This is a genomic window from Streptomyces sp. NPDC001594 (genome assembly GCF_042893675.1).
GTDB lineage: Bacteria > Actinomycetota > Actinomycetes > Streptomycetales > Streptomycetaceae > Streptomyces.
Window position 1 is genome coordinate 35,957 of sequence record NZ_JBIAVB010000004.1, and the last position, 18,285, is coordinate 54,241.

19 protein-coding genes are annotated in these 18,285 nt (G+C 73.4%); 4 read left to right on the forward strand and 15 right to left on the reverse strand.

Going from position 1 to position 18,285, the window contains the following annotated elements; all coding sequences use genetic code 11:
- The first annotated feature begins 9 nt into the window (after window positions 1-9).
- Entirely contained in the window at window positions 10-1,149 is a 1,140-nt protein-coding gene (locus ACFY0O_RS09050; RefSeq protein WP_388944648.1) for a hypothetical protein, read from the forward strand.
- A gap of 267 nt (window positions 1,150-1,416) precedes the next feature.
- Window positions 1,417-1,776 (forward strand): ATP-binding protein, encoded by a 360-nt coding sequence (locus ACFY0O_RS09055; protein WP_388944651.1) that lies wholly within the window; start codon window positions 1,417-1,419, stop codon window positions 1,774-1,776.
- 70 nt (window positions 1,777-1,846) lie between these two features.
- Here ACFY0O_RS09055 and dapC read toward each other — a convergent pair whose 3' ends face one another.
- Entirely contained in the window at window positions 1,847-2,941 is a 1,095-nt protein-coding gene (gene dapC / locus ACFY0O_RS09060; protein WP_388944653.1) for a succinyldiaminopimelate transaminase, read from the reverse strand.
- 116 nt (window positions 2,942-3,057) lie between these two features.
- Window positions 3,058-3,387, reverse strand: a complete 330-nt coding sequence (gene fdxA / locus ACFY0O_RS09065) for a ferredoxin (protein WP_030011906.1) — start codon at window positions 3,385-3,387, stop codon at window positions 3,058-3,060.
- 116 nt (window positions 3,388-3,503) lie between these two features.
- On the opposite strand from fdxA, the gene ACFY0O_RS09070 reads away from it, so the two are divergent.
- Window positions 3,504-4,493, forward strand: a complete 990-nt coding sequence (locus ACFY0O_RS09070; protein ID WP_388944656.1) for a GNAT family N-acetyltransferase — start codon at window positions 3,504-3,506, stop codon at window positions 4,491-4,493.
- Window positions 4,490-5,281 carry a transglutaminase-like domain-containing protein gene (locus ACFY0O_RS09075; protein WP_388944659.1) on the forward strand — a complete coding sequence of 264 codons (792 nt, stop codon included), beginning with the start codon at window positions 4,490-4,492 and terminating at the stop codon, window positions 5,279-5,281. The genes ACFY0O_RS09070 and ACFY0O_RS09075 overlap by 4 nt, the downstream gene beginning before the upstream one ends.
- On the opposite strand, the gene ACFY0O_RS09080 is transcribed toward ACFY0O_RS09075, so the two are convergent.
- The 13 genes from ACFY0O_RS09080 to ACFY0O_RS09140 all read right to left on the reverse strand — a co-directional run bounded on the left by ACFY0O_RS09080 (window position 5,274) and on the right by ACFY0O_RS09140 (window position 18,254).
- Window positions 5,274-6,521, reverse strand: a complete 1,248-nt coding sequence (locus ACFY0O_RS09080) for an MFS transporter (RefSeq protein ID WP_388944662.1) — start codon at window positions 6,519-6,521, stop codon at window positions 5,274-5,276. The genes ACFY0O_RS09075 and ACFY0O_RS09080 overlap by 8 nt on opposite strands.
- A gap of 27 nt (window positions 6,522-6,548) precedes the next feature.
- Complete coding sequence (locus tag ACFY0O_RS09085; RefSeq protein ID WP_358894275.1) at window positions 6,549-7,184, reverse strand: response regulator transcription factor; 636 nt, start codon at window positions 7,182-7,184, stop codon at window positions 6,549-6,551.
- On the reverse strand, window positions 7,181-8,314 hold the full coding sequence (locus tag ACFY0O_RS09090; RefSeq protein ID WP_388945571.1) for a sensor histidine kinase: 1,134 nt from the start codon (window positions 8,312-8,314) through the stop codon (window positions 7,181-7,183). The genes ACFY0O_RS09085 and ACFY0O_RS09090 overlap by 4 nt, the downstream gene beginning before the upstream one ends.
- A 31-nt stretch (window positions 8,315-8,345) precedes the next feature.
- Window positions 8,346-9,110, reverse strand: coding sequence for an ABC transporter permease (locus ACFY0O_RS09095; protein ID WP_358894274.1), 765 nt, complete (start codon window positions 9,108-9,110; stop codon window positions 8,346-8,348).
- Window positions 9,107-10,063, reverse strand: coding sequence for an ABC transporter ATP-binding protein (locus ACFY0O_RS09100; RefSeq protein ID WP_388944666.1), 957 nt, complete (start codon window positions 10,061-10,063; stop codon window positions 9,107-9,109). The genes ACFY0O_RS09095 and ACFY0O_RS09100 overlap by 4 nt, the downstream gene beginning before the upstream one ends.
- A gap of 180 nt (window positions 10,064-10,243) precedes the next feature.
- Window positions 10,244-12,076: a hypothetical protein gene (locus ACFY0O_RS09105; RefSeq protein ID WP_388944669.1), complete on the reverse strand. Its 1,833-nt coding sequence runs from the start codon at window positions 12,074-12,076 to the stop codon at window positions 10,244-10,246.
- A gap of 354 nt (window positions 12,077-12,430) precedes the next feature.
- Window positions 12,431-12,814: a DUF6113 family protein gene (locus ACFY0O_RS09110; RefSeq protein WP_388944672.1), complete on the reverse strand. Its 384-nt coding sequence runs from the start codon at window positions 12,812-12,814 to the stop codon at window positions 12,431-12,433.
- The gene (gene mshB, locus ACFY0O_RS09115; protein ID WP_388944675.1) at window positions 12,811-13,716 is read right to left on the reverse strand and encodes an N-acetyl-1-D-myo-inositol-2-amino-2-deoxy-alpha-D-glucopyranoside deacetylase; all 906 of its coding nucleotides are present in this window, start codon (window positions 13,714-13,716) and stop codon (window positions 12,811-12,813) included. The genes ACFY0O_RS09110 and mshB overlap by 4 nt, the downstream gene beginning before the upstream one ends.
- Before the next feature lie 22 nt (window positions 13,717-13,738).
- The gene (locus tag ACFY0O_RS09120; RefSeq protein ID WP_007266329.1) at window positions 13,739-13,933 is read right to left on the reverse strand and encodes a hypothetical protein; all 195 of its coding nucleotides are present in this window, start codon (window positions 13,931-13,933) and stop codon (window positions 13,739-13,741) included.
- Between the two features lie 356 nt (window positions 13,934-14,289).
- Entirely contained in the window at window positions 14,290-15,351 is a 1,062-nt protein-coding gene (locus ACFY0O_RS09125; RefSeq protein ID WP_388944678.1) for an ABC transporter ATP-binding protein, read from the reverse strand.
- Window positions 15,344-16,318 (reverse strand): ABC transporter ATP-binding protein, encoded by a 975-nt coding sequence (locus ACFY0O_RS09130; protein WP_388944681.1) that lies wholly within the window; start codon window positions 16,316-16,318, stop codon window positions 15,344-15,346. The genes ACFY0O_RS09125 and ACFY0O_RS09130 overlap by 8 nt, the downstream gene beginning before the upstream one ends.
- 15 nt (window positions 16,319-16,333) lie before the next feature.
- Complete coding sequence (locus ACFY0O_RS09135; RefSeq protein WP_358894267.1) at window positions 16,334-17,338, reverse strand: ABC transporter permease; 1,005 nt, start codon at window positions 17,336-17,338, stop codon at window positions 16,334-16,336.
- Window positions 17,331-18,254 carry an ABC transporter permease gene (locus tag ACFY0O_RS09140; protein WP_358894266.1) on the reverse strand — a complete coding sequence of 308 codons (924 nt, stop codon included), beginning with the start codon at window positions 18,252-18,254 and terminating at the stop codon, window positions 17,331-17,333. The genes ACFY0O_RS09135 and ACFY0O_RS09140 overlap by 8 nt, the downstream gene beginning before the upstream one ends.
- Window positions 18,255-18,285 lie beyond the last annotated feature (31 nt).

An 18,285-nucleotide genomic window follows, 5' to 3' on the forward strand; every position in this document is an offset into this window, starting at 1 on the left:
TCAAGTACGGTGGGCCGCGTGTCCGAGACCGATCGCCCCCGCCCCCGCCGCCGCGGGCCGCTCCGCGCGGCCCTGGGTCTGGCCGTCCTGCTCGCGGTGATCGGATACGTCCTGGTGCACCACTATTCCAACGGCGGGGTCGGCTCCCCGTATTGCACGGTGACGGCGAAGGGCCCGGCGGGCGGCTCCGGAGGGGCCGTCCAGACGTACGAGATGACCCCCGAGCAGGCGTCGAACGCAGCGACCATAGCCGCCGTCGGGATCTCCAAGGGGCTCCCGGACCGGGCGCTGACGATCGCGCTGGCGACGGCGATGCAGGAGTCGGGGCTGCGCAACCTCGACCACGGGGACCGGGATTCGCTGGGCCTGTTCCAGCAGCGGCCCTCGCAGGGGTGGGGCACCCCGGAGCAGATCATGGACCCGGTGTACTCGGCGGGGATCTTCTACGACCGGCTCGTGGAGGTCGGCGGTTACACCCGGCTGCCGCTGACGGTGGCGGCGCAGCGGGTACAGCTGAGCGGGTTCCCGCAGGCCTACGCCAAGCACGAGCCGGACGCGACGGTGCTGACGGCCGCCTTCGGCGAGGGTGAGACGCAGGCCACGCTGACCTGCGCGGGCCCAGCTCCGCTCAAGGGCGACCCGGAGAAGGTGCGCACCGAGCTGGCGCGGGCGTTCGGCAAGGAGGCGCTGGCCGGGGGCCGGGCCGCGCTGCACGCCGGGCCGAAGCCTTCGGCGGACCCCTCGGCGAAGGCCGGGCCGGGGGCGTCCCCCAAGAGCTCGGGCGGCGCCGCCGCGAAGGCCTCGGCGAGCCCTTCGGCAGCCGCTTCGGCGAGCCCCGTGGCGGGCCCCCTGGCGGAGCCTTCGCCGTCGGCGGGCGCCCGGGAGGCGGAGGTGGACGTCTGGCTGAAGGACGGCGGCGGTCCGGCCGAGGCCCGGCGCGGCAGGGCGATGGCCCACTGGGCGGTGGCCCGCTCCCAGGACCTGGGCATCGCCCGGGTCTCGTACGACGGTTCGGCCTGGCTGGCCGGCCAGAGCCGGGGCGAGTGGCGGCGCGGCGGGGCCGGCGCGGCGAAGGGCGGCGCGGCGCCCGACCCGTACGAGGCGGTCCCGGGCCAGGTCCGGATCTTCCTCCCCCGCAGCGCAGGCTGAGGCGGCCCGGCGCCGTCCGCGCGCCGTCCCGCCGACGGGACGTGATCGTTCGCGCGTGCGGCACGTCCCCCGGGAGGGGGTGGCCGGGTGTTCCTCGCGCCCGGGCGTGTTGACGGCAGAAGCCCTGGTCGGCGCCGGTCCGATGGGCTTGTCACAGAAGCCGATCAAACGATGCGTTACTGATCCTTTACCCCGGTGGTCCGCAACTCGGCCCACCCCGGAGGCGGTTGTACACGGCGTACTCAGCCGCTACCGCTTAGGAGCATCATGTCCCTCCCCCTGACCCGCCGGATCGCCCGCGCCGCGCTTCTCCTCGCCGCCGGCACCGCTCCGGTGGTCGGTGCGGCCGGCGCGGCCAGCGCCGCGGGCCTGGAGTCCGTGCCGCAGCTGGGCTCGCTCGCCGCCCCCGACACCGCCGACGCCTCCGCCGCGACCGGGACGGCCACCGGCGCGGCCACCGAGGTCGCCGGCACCGCCACCAAGGCCGTCCCGGCCGCCGCCCCCGCCTCGGAGGTGGCGGGCAGCGCGGGCCAGATGCTGGGCGGCCTGCCCGTCTCCCAGCTGCCGGTGGGCCACGACCTGCCGGTCGGCGCGCTGCCGCTGGGCAACCTGCCGCTCGGCGGCTGAACCGTCGCACCCACCGCGACGCCGAGGGGCCGGGAGCGCACAGCTCCCGGCCCCTCGGGGCGTCCGGCGGTCAGCCCAGGCGCTTGACGGCGGCCTCGACCCGCTCGTCGGTGGCGGTGAAGGCGACGCGGACGAAGTTCGCGCCGGCCTCGCCGTAGAAGTCGCCCGGCGCGACCAGGATGCCGAGGGCGGCCAGGTGGGCGACGGTGTCCCAGCAGGGCTCGTCGCGGGTCACCCACAGGTAGAGGCTGGCCTCGCTGTGCTCGACGCGGAAGCCGTGCGCCTCCAGGGCGGTGCGCAGCGCGTCGCGGCGGGCGGCGTAGCGGGCGCGCTGCTCGGCCACGTGCGCGTCGTCGCCGAGGGCGGCGACGACGGCGGCCTGGACGGGGGCCGGGGTCATCATGCCGCCGTGCTTGCGGATCTCCAGCAGCTCGGCGAGGACGTCCTCGTCGCCGGCGACGAAGGCGGCCCGGTAGCCGGCCAGGTTGGAGCGCTTGGAGAGGGAGTGGACGGCGACCAGGCCCTCGTAGGAGCCGCCGCAGACCTCGTCGTGCAGGACGGAGACCGGCTCGGCCTCCCAGCCGAGCTCCAGGTAGCACTCGTCGCTGAAGACGAGGATCCCGTGCTCGCGCGCCCAGGCGACGATCCGGATGAGCTCCTCCTTGTCGAGGACCTTTCCGGTGGGGTTCGACGGGGAGTTGAGCCACAGCAGCTTCAGGCCGGCCGGGTCCAGCTCGGTGGGGTCGTCGTAGACCACGGCCTCGGCGCCGCACAGCCGCGCGCCGACCTCGTACGTGGGGTAGGCGAGGCGGGGGTAGGCCACCTTGTCGCCGGCGCCCAGGCCCAGCTGGGTCGGCAGCCAGGCCACGAGCTCCTTGGAGCCGACCACGGGCAGCACGTTGCGGTGTCCGGCGGCGCTCGCGCCGAGCCGCCCGCGCAGCCAGCCGGTGATCGCGTCGCGCAGCGCCGGGGTGCCCCACACCGTCGGGTAGCCCGGGGAGTCGGCGGCGCCGATCAGGGCGTCCTGGATCAGCCGCGGCACCGGGTCGACGGGCGTGCCGACGGACAGGTCGACGATGCCGTCCTGGTGGGCCGCCGCCGTCTTCTTGTACGGCTCCAGCTTGTCCCAGGGGAACGTGGGGAGACGGTCGGAAACTGCGGCCACGGTGCTCTGCTCTCTCTCAGGGGCGGGTCAGGTGCGGGAAAGGGACGGGAAAACGGCTCGGTCCCGTGCGGCAGCAGTGCCGGACGGGACCGAGGGGCGCGTCTGCCGTGAAACGGTCAGTGCTCGCCGTTGATGCCGGCGGGCAGCGCGGCGACGAAGGGGTGGTCGCGCTCGATCAGGCCGAGCTTGGAGGCACCACCGGGCGAGCCGAGCTCGTCGAAGAACTCGACGTTCGCCTTGTAGTAGTCCTTCCACTCCTCCGGGGTGTCGTCCTCGTAGAAGATGGCCTCGACGGGGCAGACCGGCTCACACGCGCCGCAGTCGACGCACTCGTCCGGGTGGATGTACAAGGACCGCTGGCCCTCGTAGATGCAGTCGACGGGGCACTCTTCGATACAGGCCTTGTCCTTGACGTCGACACAAGGCTCCGCGATGACGTAGGTCACGCTCTCGTTCCTCCTCGGTAGGGCTGTCCATTCGCGCGGGAGCGCGGCGTCGTCGATGCCCGCACCTAGTATCTCCGTTCCCGGGCACGATCCGAACAGGAGGGGCGGACAGAGCTGTGGAAATCACTGCCGGTGGACTGCTGGAGATTCGTATTACCCCGGCTGACGTGGGTAAACGAGTCTCCGTACGACGGCTGCGGGAAGGGGTCGGCGGCTCTCCCGCCTTCACCGACGCCGTCGGGGTTCTCACATCCTGGACCGGGGGTGTGCTGACGATCACACGCAAGGACGGCGTGTCCGTCCACATCCCGGAATCCTCGCTGGTCGCGGGCAAGGTGGTGCCCGCCGCGCCGGCCCGCCGCAGGGGTCCCGCGGCCTCCTTCGAGGAGCTGGCGCGGGTCACCGCGCGGGCCTGGCAGCCGCTGGAGAGCGAGCCGCTGGGCGACTGGACGCTGCGGGCGGCCGGCGGTTTCACCCGCCGGGCCAACTCGGTGCTGGCCCTCGGCGACCCCGGGATACCCCTGGACGAAGCACTCGCGCGGGTGACGGACTGGTACGCGCGACGGGACCTCCCCGCCTACGTACAGGCGGCGACCGGCTCGGCGGGCACCCAGGAAGTGCTCTGCGCGGAGCTGGAGCGGCGCGGCTGGGTCAACGAGGTCTCGGCGGAGGTCCGCACCGCGGGCCTGGCCCCGGTGGCCGACCAGGACGCGGAGGTGTCCGGGATACGGCTGACCCGTGAGCCGGACGAGGCGTGGCTGGGCCGCTACGGCAAGGTCCGCGACCCGGAACTCGCCCGGCGGATGCTGGTGGAGGGCCCATCGGTGTGGTTCGCCTCCCTGGACGGCGGCCTGGCGATCGGGCGGTGCGTGGTGGACGGGCGCTGGGCCGGGTTCGGCGCGGTGACGGTGGATCCGGAGCAGCGGCGGCGGGGGCTGGCGACGGCGGTGATGACGGCGCTGGCCCGGCGGGCGCTGGAGGAGGGCGCGTCGGCGGCCTGGCTGCAGGTGGAGACCGACAACCCCGCGGCGCGCGCCCTGTACGACGGGATGGGCTTCGCCACCCACCACGCCTACCACCACTTCCGCGCCGGGGCCGGGGCATGAGCGCCGCCACACGGGAGCTGTTCGCGGCCGAGGCCCGCTCCGAGCGGCCGGACCTGGCGCTGCTGTGCCTGCTGCTGGCGGCGGAGGCAGACCCGGAGCTGGACGAACGGGCCATGGACTGGGCCCAGATGGAACTGGACCGGCTGGCGGGGATGCTGCCGTACGGGCTGCGCGGGTCGAAGGCCTGGGCGGCGGCGGTGACGGACCTGCTGGGCGGCCGGATGGGCTTCCACGGCACCCCGAAGGACTACGAGCGGCTGGAGTCCTCGCTGCTGCACGAGGTGCTGCGGCGCCGGCGCGGCCTGCCGATCCTGCTGTCGGTGGTCTGGCTGGAGGTGGCCCGGCGGGCGGGGGCGCCGGTGTACGGGCTGGGGCTGCCGGGGCACTTCACGGTGGGCTTCGGGGACCCGGAGGAGGGCGTCGTGGTCGACCCCTTCGCGGGCGGGGCCTCGCTGGGCGCGGGCCCGGCGGAGCTGGCGCAGGGGCCGCGGACTCCGGCGCGTACCCTGGACATCGTGCTGCGCGTGCTGGGCAACATCCGGGTGTGGGCGTCCGCCCGCCCGGAGCAGTCGGCGGTCGCGCTGTGGTCCCTGGACCTGTCCCTGCTGCTGCCCTCGCATCCGGCGGCGCTGCGCTACGAGCGGGCCCGGCTGCTGGTGGAGCGGGGTTCCTTCCAGGCGGGGGCCGCGGAGATGGACGCGTACGCGGTGGTCATGGACGCGGTGGACCCGCAGGCGGCGACCCGGATCCGCGCGGAGGCCGCCTCGGCCCGCGCCCTGCTCAACTGACCGGCGCGGGTTCGGCGGCGGCCGCGTCCGCCTCGGCCTGCCGCCTGACCTCGGCCAGGCGGGTGTTGTTCAGGACCGGCAGCACCAGGACGGAGACGAGGGCGAGGGCCGCCCCGCCGGCGTAGAAGGAGGCCGGGACGCCGAAGGCCGCGGCCACCGCGCCGCCCGCGATGCCGCCGACGGCGAAGGAGCCCACGGCGACGACCCGGTAGACGGAGGTGACCCGGCCCATCAGCTCGTTCGGGACGATCTGCTGGCGCAGGGTCACCATGTGGACGGAGACGACGAGCACCACGAAGCCGTCCAGGGCCATGAGGGCGACGGTCACGGCCGGGCTGATCGCGAGGCCCAGTCCGGCCATGGCGGCGGCCGACAGGAGGCTGGTCACGAGGATCAGGGTGCCGGGCTTGAACCACCCGCCGACCCGTCCCGCCGCCATCCCGCCGAGGACGGCACCGACCGCGCCGGCGGCGAGCATCACGCCGTACCCCTGGTCGGAGACGCCGAGTTCGTCCTGGGCGAGCAGCACCAGCAGGCCGTAGGAGGCCGCCGCGGCGGCGTTGCCGACGGCCGCGACCAGGCTCAGGGCGCGCAGCACGGGCGAGGACCAGTACCAGCGGGCCCCGACGGCGATGTCCTCGCGCACGCTCGCGACCGTCAGCGGTGCGCCGTCCGGGGCGTCCGTCCGGTGCGCCGCCGAAGGGATCAGGGCGAGCAGGCCCACGGCGGCCAGGTATCCGGCCGTTCCCACGGCGAACGGAACGGCGGCCGCCGCGGCGAAGAGGAAGCCGCCGATCGGCGGGCCCGCGAACTCGTTGCAGACCACGAAGGTGGTCTGGAGCCGGCTGTTGGCGCGGGTCAGTTCCTCGGGGCCGACCAGCATCGGCACCCAGGCCGCGGAGACGCTGTCGTAGAGCGTCTCCGCGGTGCCGATCGCGAAGAACACCACGTACAGCAGGGGCATCGACAGGGTGTCGGCGAGGACGGCCGCCGTGAGGGCGGCGAAGGCGACGGCTCGGATCCAGTTCGCGCTCTGCGCCACCTTGCGGCGGTCCAGCCGGTCGGCGAGCGCCCCCGAGACGAAGGCGAGGACCAGCCAGGGGGCCCGCTGGGCGACGGTGATCCCGGCGATCAGGGTCGGGTCGCGGGTGAGCGTGGCGGCGAGCAGGGGCGCGGCGGCCAGGCTCACGCCGTCCGACAGGTTCGACGCGGCCGTCGCGGCCCACAGTTTTTTGAACACCGGGGCAGTCTGGTCACGAACCCCAGGTCAGAGCCAGCCCTTTTCCCGGGCGACCCGGACCGCCTCGGCGCGGTTGCGGGCGGCCAGCTTCTGGATGGCGGTCGAGAGGTAGTTGCGGACCGTGCCCTGGGAGAGGGAGAGGGCCGCGGCCAGTTCGGCGTTGGTCGCGCCGTGCTCCGCCGCGCGCAGGACGTCCCGTTCCCGTTCCGTGAGGGGGTTGGCGCCCTCCGCCAGGGCGGCCGCCGCGAGCCCGGGGTCGATGACGCGCTCGCCCGCGAGGACCTTGCGGACCGCCTCCGCGAGCTCGGCGGCCGGCGCGTCCTTGACCAGGAAAGCGGAGGCGCCCGCCTCCATCGCGCCGCGCAGGTAGCCGGGGCGGCCGAAGGTGGTGACGATCACGATCTTCAGGGCCGGGCGGGCCAGGCGCAGGGCCTTCGCCGCCTCGATGCCCGTCATGCCGGGCATCTCGATGTCCAGCAGGGCCACGTTCACGTCGTGGGCCAGGGCGGCCGGCACGACCTCGTCGCCCCGGGCCACCTGGGCCAGGACCTCGATGTCCGGCTCCAGTCCCAGGAGGGCCGCGAGAGCTTCCCGGACCATGGACTGGTCCTCCGCCAGGAGGATGCGGATGGGGGCCGGGGCGGCTCCGGAGGCGTGGGTCATGCCCCGGATCCTAGGGGGACCCGTGCCAGCAGGCGGAAGCCGGTCTTGCCCGCCGGGCCCGCCCAGAGCGTGCCGCCGACCGCCTCCAGACGCTCCGTCAGGCCTGTCAGGCCGTTGCCGGGGACGGCGGAGCCGCCCGAGCCGTCGTCGGTCACCGACAGCTCCAGCACCGGGCCCGCGAGCGTCTGGCGGGTGGTCAGGGTGACCGTGCAGCGCCGGGCGCCGCTGTGCCGGACCACGTTGGTCACCGCCTCCCGCAGGGACCAGGCCAGCGCGCACTCCTGCTCCTCCGGCACCTCGTCGGTGAAGTCGGCGGGCAGGTCGGCCGTGACCCCGGCCGCCGCCAGCGCCGTCCGGGCTCCCGCGAGCTCGCCGGGCAGGGTGGGCCGCCGGTAGCCGCTCACGGCCTCCCGTACGTCGACCAGGGCCTGCCGGCTGACCTTCTCGATGTCCGCGACCTGCTGGGCGGCCCGGTCGGGGTGGTCGGGCAGCATCCGGCCCGCGAGCTCGCTCTTGAGGGTGATCAGCGACAGCGAGTGGCCCAGCAGGTCGTGCAGGTCACGGGCCATCCGCAGGCGCTCCTCGTTGGCCGCGAGCTGCGCGACCGTGGCCCGGGCCTGCCGCAGCTCCACGGTGGTCCGGATCATCTCGCGGACCCCGACCATCGCGAACCCGCCCATCAGGGCCGGGATCAGCAGCCCCCACAGGTAGTCGCCGCCGTCCGGCACGGTGAGGGCCAGCCCCGCCAGCAGCGTCGTCGCGGCGGGCACCGTCAGCCGGGAGACCTTCGCGGGGAGCGCGGCGCCGGAGGCGATGGAGACGTAGACGAAGAGCACGAGCCACTCGCGGCCCAGCGCCAGCGCGAGGACCGCGGCTTCGGCGCTGAGCACCACCAGCGACAGCAGGACCGGCCGGACGGGCATCTGCCGGTCCGGCCGGAACACCAGTACGAGGTACCAGGTGATGAACCCCAGCAGGCCCAGCCCGCCGAGCACCCGGGCACCGTCGCTGTGTCCACCGCGCACCAGGTCGGTGACGGGTGCGCTGAGGTAGAAGAGCCAGATGAGGATCCAGAGGCTCTTGACCACCCTGTGGACGGTGCTGTCGGGTGCCCGGACGACGGGGGTCACGCCCTCGTCCTCGTGCGTCAGCGCCACGTTCCTACGCCTTCAGTGAGTCCTTGCGGTACAGCCAGGCGGCCGCACCCGTGAACAGTACGAAGTACACGGCGAGGATCGCCACGTCCTTGGCGTGGGGGGCGCCGCCCAGCTCGATGGCCTGGCCGAGGCCGGTGTAGGCGCGGGTGGGCAGCCACTCGCAGATGTTCTTCAGCCACTGCGGGAAGTTCGCGGTGGGCATCCACAGGCCGCCGAGGATCGCCAGGGCGAAGTAGATCAGCATGGTGATCGGACGGACGTTGTCCGCGGTGGCCAGGTAGCCGACGGCCACGCCGAGGGCGGCGAAGACCAGGCTGCCCGCCCAGATGGAGCCGGTGAGGGCCAGCCACTGCCAGGCCTCGAACCGGACGCCCTTGCCGAACGCGGCGACCGCGAAGACGACCAGGATGGAGGGCAGGGACAGCACGCCCGCGCTGGCGGTCTTGGCGAGCACGTAGCCGTGCCCGGGCAGGGCGGTGAGCCGCAGCTGGCGCACCCAGCCCTTCTCGCGCTCCTTGGCGATCCGCTCGCTGTTGCCGACCAGGACGGCGGTCAGGGCGCCGAAGGAGGCCATGGCGACCATGTAGAAGGCCGGCATGGTCAGTTCGGTGCCGTAGACCTTCGTGGTGCCGTCCAGGGTGCCGCCGAGCATCAGGAAGAGGGCGGCCGGGTAGAGCACGGTGAAGAACAGGTACTTCTTGTTGCGCAGGGCGCGGGTGATCTCCAGCTTGACCAGCTGGAGGGTGCCGGCGTTGGGGGACGTGCTCATCGGGTGGCCTCCTCGGCCTCGGTCAGGGCGATGAAGGCCTGCTCCAGGCCGAGGCCCGCGACCTCCAGGTTGCGGGGGTAGAGGCCGAGCGCGTACACCGCGTGGACGGTGGCGTCGGCGTCGCGCGACTGCAGGCGCACGGTGGTGCCGTTGACCTCGAAGGTCGTCAGGGCGGGCAGGGCGCGCAGGACCTGCTCGTCGATCTCGCCGTCGAGGTCGAAGGCGACCTTGCGGGCGCCGGCCTTGGCCTTGATCTCGGCGGCGGTGCCGTCGGCGAGCAGCCGGCCCTTGTTCAGGACCAGGACCCGGTCGGCGATCGCGTCCGCCTCTTCCAGGTAGTGGGTGGCGAACAGGACCGTGCGGCCCTGGGCGGCCTGTTCCCGCATGGTGGCCCAGAAGGCCTGGCGGGAGGTGACGTCCATGCCCGTGGTGGGCTCGTCGAGGATGATCAGGTCGTTGTGGCCGGCGGTGGCGAGGGCGAAGCGCACGCGCTGCTCCTGGCCGCCGGAGAGCTTGTTGACCGTGCGGCCGGCGATCTCGTCGATGCCGGCGCGGGAGAGCACCTCGTCCACCGGGTACGGGCGGGGGTGCAGGGCGCAGCCGAGGGTGACGAGCTCGCGGACGGTCACCTCCTCCATCAGGCCGCCGCTCTGGAGCATGGCGCCGACCCGGCCGGCCCCGAGGGCCTCGCGGGGGGTGGTGCCGAAGAGGCTGACGGTGCCGGAGTCGGCGGGGCGCAGGCCCAGGAGCAGGTCGAGGGTGGAGGACTTGCCGGCGCCGTTGGGGCCGAGGAGCGCGACGGTCTCGCCCGGGTGGAGTTCGAGGGTGAGGCCGTCCACGGCCTTGACCTGGCCGTAGCTCTTGGTCACGTTCTGGAAGCTCACCACGGTGCCGTGGGCGGCACCTCGTGCGGGTCCGGGGGCTCCGGAGTGCGTCGCGGTCGTCGTCGTCATGCACCGAGCTTCTCCCGGGCGGGGGTCCGCGCGGCAGTGTCTCCAGTCGTGACAGCTGCATGACAGATGTCACGCCCTGGGGGTGACGGCGCTGGTCGGAGCGGGGTTCCGGAACGGGCGGAGCCCCTTCCCGGGGTGCGGGGAGGGGCTCCTGACGGGCCGTGCGGGTCGCGGCCGGCCTCAGTTGGCGTTCGTGTCGATGGTCACGATGCGCTCGGCCGGGGTCTTGCCGACGAGGCCCCTGCCGAGGGCGCCGGAGACGTCCTGCGGGGTGACGGGGGTCTTGGCGCCGGTGCCGCGGGTGATCAGCACCCCGTCGAAGGCGTTGCCGTAGGTGGCCTTGAGGGCCTCCAGGTCGTACTTCTCGACGAGCTTGCCCTGGACGGGGACCATGCTGAGGATCTTGGGCAGGGACTTGGCGCCGAAGGACAGGGACTTGGTGCCCGCCTTGACGGTCACGGTGCCGGACATGGCGGGCTCCGCGAACTCCTTCATGGCCCGGTTCAGTTCCGCCTGGGTGACGGTCGGTTCCTTGGTGGTGGTGGGGAGTTCGACGGGGGCGGCCTTGCCGTTGGCGACGAGCTCGCGGAAGGCCTTGGTGACCTTGTCCACGGAGCTGTCGACGTCCAGGCTGGTGCCGGCCTTGCCGGGGACCGCCACGGCCTTGCCGGTGTCGAAGGTGATGGTGCCCTCGGAGGCGGTGCCGGCGGTGCCGGCCAGCTCCTGGAGGGAGCCCTTCAGCTTCTCCTCGTCGACGGGCATCACGGCTGCGGCCGTGCGCTCGACGCCGAACAGCGAGCCGATGACGGTGACCGGGTTGTAGTCGCTGCCGGTGGCGTTGCGGACGGTGGTCTGGCTGTCGAGGGTCAGGCCGGCCTTCTCGGGCTTCAGCTCGACGGTCTTGCCGCCGACGGTGAGCTGGAGCGGGGTGGCGGAGCGCTTGCCGAAGGCCGTCTGGAGCTTGGCGACGGCGTCGTCGCGGCTGCCGCTGATGTCGACGCCCAGGACCTTGGTGCCCTTGGGGATGTCGGAGTGGTTCATCAGCAGCCCGGCGCCGTAGGCCACGGCGACCAGGCCGATGAGGCCGCCGCCGAGCAGGACCAGCTTGGAGCGGCCCTTCTTCTTGGCGGGCTTGCCGGCCGGGGCCGCCTTGCCGGACTTCCCGGCGGGGGCGGGCATCGACCGGGGCGGCTGCGGGCCGGGCGGCGGCGCGGCCGGGCCGGGCCGGGGGGCGGCCGGGGCGGGGGCGTCCATGGCCTCGGGGCCGGGCCAGCGCGGGGTCTCGTCGGCGCCCACGGGCACGGTGCCCAGCGCGGGCCCGCCGGTGGGGCCGGAGGGCTCCGTGAAGGCGGGGAAGGCCTCGGTGGACGGGCCGCCGTCGTACGCCGGGTAGCCCTGGGCCGAGCCGACACCGGGGCCGCCGACGCCGGGGCCGCCGGGGCCGGGCGCGGGCGCGAAGCCGGCGCCGGGGCCGGTGCCGGGGGCGGGCCGCTGCGGCACGCCGGGGGCGGCCGGGGGCGCGAATCCGGCACCGGTGCCGGCGCCCTCGTACGGGGCGGGGTCGAAGCCGTTGCCCGGGGCGCCGGGGGCGCCGGGGCCGGGGTGGCCGCCGGGTGCGCCGTTGCCGGGGCGGGGCGCGGAGGAGCCGTAGCTCGCGGCGGGTGCCGGGGCCGCGGGCGGGGGCGTGGCCGCCTTGCGCGGGGCGAACCAGCCGCCGCCGTCCGCCGGCGCCTCGGCCGGGGCCTTCGGGGCCGGGGCGGGCGCGGGCGTCTGGCCCGTGGGCCGCGCCGGCAGGGCGGCGCGCACGGGGGGCTCGGCCTGGCCGCGCGGGGCCGGGGCCGGCTCGGACTCGGCGGAGCCGGGGGCGGGCTCCGCGGAGCCGCCCTTCACCGGCTTGCGGACGACCACGGGCGGGATCGGCCGCGAACCCGGGATGTTGATCCGGATCCGGGTCGTCAGGGTGGTCTCGGTCTTCGGCCCGTCGGTGTCGGGCGTGGACGGGTTCGAACTCACAGGATTCTCCTCCGGGGCGGTCGCGCCAGGCCGGGGCGGCAGGGACGTGGGCGCGGACTGGCCGGTTCCGTACGGCGGCGTACCCGAGGGGTAGGCGGCTCCACCGTGCCCTACGGGCCCGGGGGGCGAACTGTCGGTTTCACGACTCAAGGCAGGTTCTCCCGGTTGGCTCCGCCGCCCGCGTGCCGTGCGCGGGCAGCTCGGCGGCCCGTCCACCATACTGGCCGCCGCGCGCACGCAACTGTCCCAGGGGAATGAAAGGTTCCTCTTAACCCTCCGCAGTTCCTCCTCCGAGGGCCCGTCAAACCCCCGCAACCCGTCCCCGATCGGAGGGCGCGGGAGCTCAGCGGCCGGTCAGCCGCGCGGTTTCGGGGCCGAAACCGGTGGTTCCACGGGACCGCGCATCGTGGCGCAGATCACAGCGACCGCACTCCCGCCCAAAAGGTATGCGTACATACCGATTCCGGAGGAACCGAGCAGGAAGTCCCCTTCGGGGCGCGGGACACCGAGGAGCACGTACGAGAGGAACCAGCCGGCCGCCGCGACGCCCACGCCGAGCCCGCCCCCGAGGGCGATCCGGGCGCCGAGGAACAGCCCGAGGAGGGCCAGCACGGCGAGCACCAGCCCGGCCGGGAACCACAGGTCCACCACGAGCCAGCCGGCCAGCCCGGTGGCGGTGCCCGCGACGAGCAGGCCCAGCAGGGCGGCGATCCGCCCCGCCGTCAGCGCCGTGGTCACGCCTCCACCCCCGCGAAGAGGTCGCGCTCCCGCTCACCGGCCGGAGCCCCCGACTCCCCCACGGCCAACTCGTAGTACTCGCGGGCGAACAGCGGCTGGGCCAGGTCGTTGGAGAGGGCGAAGAAGGGCCCGTCGACGGCGATCTGGGTGGCGTGCGCCCGCATGGCGGCCGCCTTGGCCTCCGCCAGCACCCGCTCGCCCTCGGCGTCGGCGATCTCCGCGGTGATCCGCCCGTCGGGGACCACGCCCGGCACGTCGGCGGGGGTCGCCAGGCCCGGGAAGGGCAGCGCGGCGCCCCGCTCGCGCAGCCGCGCGAAGCCCTCCTCGACCGCGGAGAGCGGGACCCGGTTCCAGTAGACCTTCGCGATGGCGTGCGGGGCGCCCAGCTCGGGCCGGTAGGCGGGGTCGGCGGCCAGTTCGGCGCCGCGCATGGCGACGCGGTGGGCCTGGATGTGGTCCGGGTGGCCGTAGCCGCCGTCCGGGTCGTAGGTGACCAGGACCTGCGGGCGCAGCTCCCGGATGACGGCGACCAGGTGGCCCGCGGCCTCGTCCACGCCGGTGGCCCAGAAGGCACCGGGCCGGGCGTTCTGCGGGGCGCCCATCATCCCGGAGTCGCGGAACCGGCCGGCGCCGCCGAGGAAGCGGTGGTCGGCGACCCCGAGCTCCTTCATGGCGGCGGCGAGCTCACCGACCCGGAAGGGGCCGAGGGTGTCGTCGCGGTCCGGCGCGAGGTGGGCCAGCTCGGGCGGGATGACCTCGCCCTCCTCGCCCAGGGTGCAGGTCACCAACGCGACATGGGCGCCCTCGGCCGCGTACTTGGCCATGGTGACGCCGTTGTTGATCGACTCGTCGTCCGGGTGCGCGTGCACGAGGAGCAGACGGCGGGCGGGAAGACCGTTCATGGGGCCAGCCTACGAGGCCGCCCTACAGCTTGAGGCCACTGATCATGCTCGCCACGTTCGAGGTGAGCTGACTGAGGGTGGGAGCCACCGTCGAACTCGCCAGGTAGAACCCGAGCAGCACGCAGACGAACGCGTGGCCCGCCTTCAGCCCCGACTTCCGGACCAGAAGGAAGACGACGATCGCCAGCAGCACCACGGCCGAGATCGATAGTGCCACGGCGTTTCACCTCCACGTCGAGCGGACATCGGTACGCGTACTCGTGCTCGGCGATTCATACCCACCGTGCGCTACGGATCATAACTATCCGTACCAGCGCATCGGTCGAATTCCGGCAGCACGAGGGGCGCATACCGCGCACGGCCGGGGGCGCGGACGAGCCGCGGAGGAGGCCCGCGCGCCCACCGGCGCCCCTACGGCCTTATCCCGCCCCACAGGCCGGAACGGGAACTCGGGGCAGAATCGGTCAAGTCACCCTCGATTACGCCGGGTTGGAGCCCAAACGGCCCCCTCCGTGGGGACCTTGCGGGGTGGCTGGAAATGATCGGTCCTTACAGCGTTTTCCAGCCCGCCCCCTACTCCTCCGTCAGCGGGGCCGGCGGGGGCGCCAGTTCCCCGGGCGGCGGGACCACCTGCCGCTCCGCCGCGAAGTGACAGGCCGACGGATGGGCCGCCGGACCGCTGGGGAAGACCGGCGGGACGGCCAGCGGCGGCACCTCCGTGGCGCAGCGGGATTCGGCCTTCCAGCAGCGGGTGCGGAAGGGGCAGCCCGAGGGCGGGTCGGCCGGGGAGGGCACGTCGCCGGAGAGCAGGATCCGGTCCCGGTGGGCGCGGGCCTCGGGGTCGGGTACGGGCACGGCGGAGAGCAGGGCCTGGGTGTAGGGGTGGGTGGGGTGTTCGTAGATCTGGGTGTCGGTGCCGGTCTCGACGACCCGGCCCAGGTACATGACCGCGACCCGGTCGGAGATGTGCCGGACGATGGACAGGTCGTGCGCGATGAAGACGTAGGAGAGGCCGAAGTCGGCCTGGAGGCGCGCGAGGAGGTTGACGACCTGGGCCTGGACGGAGACGTCGAGCGCGGAGACCGGCTCGTCGGCGACGATGACCTCCGGCCGCAGGGCGAGGCCGCGGGCGATGCCGATGCGCTGGCGCTGGCCGCCGGAGAACTGGTGCGGGTAGCGGTTGACGTACTCCGGGTTCAGGCCGACCACGTCCAGGAGCTCCTGGACCCTGCGCCGCCGGTCGCCCTTGGGGGCCGCCTCGGGGTGGATCTCGTACGGTTCGCCGATGATGTCGCCGACCGTCATGCGCGGGTTCAGCGAGGTGTACGGGTCCTGGAAGACCATCTGGATGTTGCGGCGCACGGCCTTGAGGGCCTTGCCCGACAGCTTCGTGATGTCCTCGCCCTTGTACGAGATGGCGCCGGCGGTCGGGCGTTCCAGGTGGACCAGCATCTTGGCGACGGTCGACTTCCCGCAGCCGGACTCGCCGACGATGCCGAGGGTCTCGCCGGCCGCGAGGCCGAAGGAGACCCCGTCTACGGCCTTGACCGCGCCGACCTGCTTCTTGAAGAGGACGCCCTGGGTGAGGGGGTAGTGCTTGACGAGGCCGCGGACCTCCAGGAGGGGCTCAGGCACCGAGGCACTCCTTCCAGAAGAAGCAGGCGCTGGCCCGGTCGGGGCCGACCTCGGCCAGCGGCGGGACCTCGGTCCGGCAGACGGGGCGGGCCATGGGGCAGCGCGGGTTGAAGGCGCAGCCGGGCGGGATGGCCAGCAGGTTCGGGGGCAGGCCCTTGATGGCGTAGAGCTCCCGGCCCTTCTGGTCCAGGCGCGGGATCGAGTCGAGCAGGCCCCGGGTGTAGGGGTGGGCGGGTGCGGCGTACAGGGCGTGGACGGGGGCGGACTCGACGATCCGGCCCGCGTACATGACGGCGATCTTGTCGGCCACGTCGGCGACGACGCCGAGGTCGTGGGTGATCAGGATCAGGCCCATGGCGAGCTCGCGCTGGAGCTCGGCGAGCAGGTCCATGACCTGGGCCTGGACGGTCACGTCGAGGGCGGTGGTGGGCTCGTCGGCGATGATCAGGGAGGGTTCCAGGGCCAGCGCCATGGCGATCATGATGCGCTGGCGCATGCCGCCGGAGAACTGGTGCGGGTAGTCGCCCACGCGCTGGCGGGCGGCCGGGATCCTCACCCGGTCCATCAGCTCGACGGCCTTGGCGCGGGAGTCCTTGCGGGACATCCCGCGGTGGACCTCGTACATCTCGCCGAGCTGGGCGCCGACCGTGAGGACGGGGTTGAGGGAGGACAGGGCGTCCTGGAAGATCATCGCCATCTCGGCGCCGCGGATCCTCCTGCGCTCCTCCTCCTTCGTCTTCAGCAGGTCCTTGCCCTTGAAGAGGATCTGTCCGCCCGCGATCCGGCCGGGCGGCGTGTCGAGGATCCCCATCACGGCCTGGGCCGTCACCGATTTCCCGGAACCGGACTCGCCGAGCACGGCGAGGGTCTCGCCCTCGTCCACCGAGTAGGTCACCCCGTTGACGGCCTTGGCGATCCCGTCGCGGGTGGTGAACTCCACGTGCAGGTCCCGGACTTCGAGCAGCATCTGGCGGCTCACTCCTCAGCGCAGCTTGGGGTCGAGGGCGTCGCGCACGGCGTCGCCGAGCATGATGAAGGCGAGCACGGTCAGGCTCAGGGCGCCGGCCGGCCAGAGCAGCATGTGCGGGGCGTTGCGGATCTGGGAGGCGGCGTTGGAGATGTCGATGCCCCAGGAGACGGTGGGCGGGCGCAGGCCGACTCCGAGGAAGGAGAGGGTGGCCTCCAGGGAGATGTAGGTGCCCAGCGCGATGGTGGCGACGACGATGACCGGGGCGACGGCGTTCGGGGCGACGTGCCGCAGCAGCATGCGGGTGTTGCCGGCGCCGAGGGCCCGGGCGGCCTGGACGTAGTCGTTCTGTTTGACGGTGATCACCGAGCCGCGGGCGATGCGGGCGAGCTGCGGCCAGCCGAGCAGCACGATGAAACCGACCACGGGCCAGACGGTGGTGCTGGTGACCACGGAGAGGAACACGAGGCCGCCGAGGACGACCGGGATCCCGAAGAAGATGTCGGCGACCCGGGAGAGCAGGGCGTCGCCCCAGCCGCCGAAGAACCCGGCGAGTCCGCCGAGCGCGGAGCCCAGCAGGGCGGCGCCCAGGGTGGCGCAGATGCCGACGGTGATGGAGGCGCGGGCCCCGTGGACGGTGCGGGTGTAGACGTCGCAGCCCTGGGTGTCGTAGCCGAAGGGATGCCCGGGGGCGGGGCCCTGCTGGGACTTGGACAGCTCGCAGTGGAGCGGGTCGCCGCCGGCGATGAGCTGGGGCCAGATCGAGATGACCACGAGGAAGAGGATCAGCAGGGCGGAGAGGATGAAGACGGGGTTTCGGCGCAGCTGGTGCCAGGCGTCGGACCACAGGGAGCGGGCCCGCTCGCGGGGGCCGGCGGAGCCGGGGTCGAGGGGCTGTTCCAGGCTTTCGGCCTCCTCCAGCGCGAGGTCCATGGCGCCTCCCTGTCCGGTCGGGGCGATGGCCTCGTGCTCGCCCGGCTTCAGCGGGTCGTAGGGCGGCTGCGGCTCGGGTTCAGGCATAGCGGATCCTCGGGTCCAGGACCGCGTAGAGCAGGTCGACGAGCAGGTTCGCCACCAGGAAGACGATGACGAGGATGGTCACGAAGCCCACGACGGTGGGCGAGTTGCCGCGCAGGATGCCCTGGTAGAGCTGGTAGCCGACGCCTTTGATGTTGAAGATCCGCTCGGTGATGATGGCCCCGCCCATCAGGGCGCCGATGTCGGTGCCGATGAAGGTGACCACCGGGATGAGGGAGTTGCGCAGCAGGTGGCGGGTGACGACCCGGCGCCGCGGCAGGCCCTTGGCGACGGCGGTGCGGACGTAGTCGGCCTTGACGTTCTCGGCGATGGAGGTCCGCGAGAGCCGGGTGACGTAGGCGAGGGAGACCAGGGCGAGGACGAGGCCGGGCAGGATCAGCTCGTCGAAGCGGGCGTCCGCGGAGACGGTGGGCCGGACCCAGCCCCATTTGACGCCGAAGAGGAACTGGAGCACGTACCCGGTGACGAAGGTGGGCACGGAGATGACGATGAGGGTGGCCACCAGCAGGCTGGTGTCGACGGCCTTGCCCCGGCGCAGTCCGCCGATCACGCCGAGGGTGATGCCGACGAGGATCTCGATGAGGATCGCGACGCAGGTCAGCCGGAGGGTGACGGGGAAGGCGGTGCCCATCAGCTCGGTGACCTTCTGGCCGTTGAAGGCCGTGCCGAAGTCGCCCTGGAAGATCTGGCCCATGTAGTGGACGTACTGCTCCCACAGGGGGCGGTCGAGGTAGAGGTCCTTGCGGATGCGGGCGACGGTGGCGGGGTCGGGGGCCTTGTCCCCGAAGAGGGCCGCCACCGGGTCGCCCAGCGCGTAGACCATGAAGAAGATCAGGAAGGTGCTGCCGATGAACACGGGGATCATCTGGAGCAGCCGCCGGATCACGTAACGTCCCATGGATGCTCCAGGGTGTCGGGCTCGGCGGCGG

Excerpts from the sequence above, each read along its gene's own strand:
- ACFY0O_RS09055 (WP_388944651.1), top strand. The coding sequence starts at position 1,417 with ATGTCCCTCCCCCTGACCCGCCGGATCGCCCGCGCCGCGCTTCTCCTC.
- ACFY0O_RS09075 (WP_388944659.1), top strand. The coding sequence starts at position 4,490 with ATGAGCGCCGCCACACGGGAGCTGTTCGCGGCCGAGGCCCGCTCCGAG.
- ACFY0O_RS09085 (WP_358894275.1), bottom strand. The coding sequence starts at position 7,184 with ATGACCCACGCCTCCGGAGCCGCCCCGGCCCCCATCCGCATCCTCCTG.
- ACFY0O_RS09095 (WP_358894274.1), bottom strand. The coding sequence starts at position 9,110 with ATGAGCACGTCCCCCAACGCCGGCACCCTCCAGCTGGTCAAGCTGGAG.
- ACFY0O_RS09100 (WP_388944666.1), bottom strand. The coding sequence starts at position 10,063 with ATGACGACGACGACCGCGACGCACTCCGGAGCCCCCGGACCCGCACGA.
- mshB (WP_388944675.1), bottom strand. The coding sequence starts at position 13,716 with ATGAACGGTCTTCCCGCCCGCCGTCTGCTCCTCGTGCACGCGCACCCG.
- ACFY0O_RS09130 (WP_388944681.1), bottom strand. The coding sequence starts at position 16,318 with ATGCTGCTCGAAGTCCGGGACCTGCACGTGGAGTTCACCACCCGCGAC.
- ACFY0O_RS09135 (WP_358894267.1), bottom strand. The coding sequence starts at position 17,338 with ATGCCTGAACCCGAGCCGCAGCCGCCCTACGACCCGCTGAAGCCGGGC.
- ACFY0O_RS09140 (WP_358894266.1), bottom strand. The coding sequence starts at position 18,254 with ATGGGACGTTACGTGATCCGGCGGCTGCTCCAGATGATCCCCGTGTTC.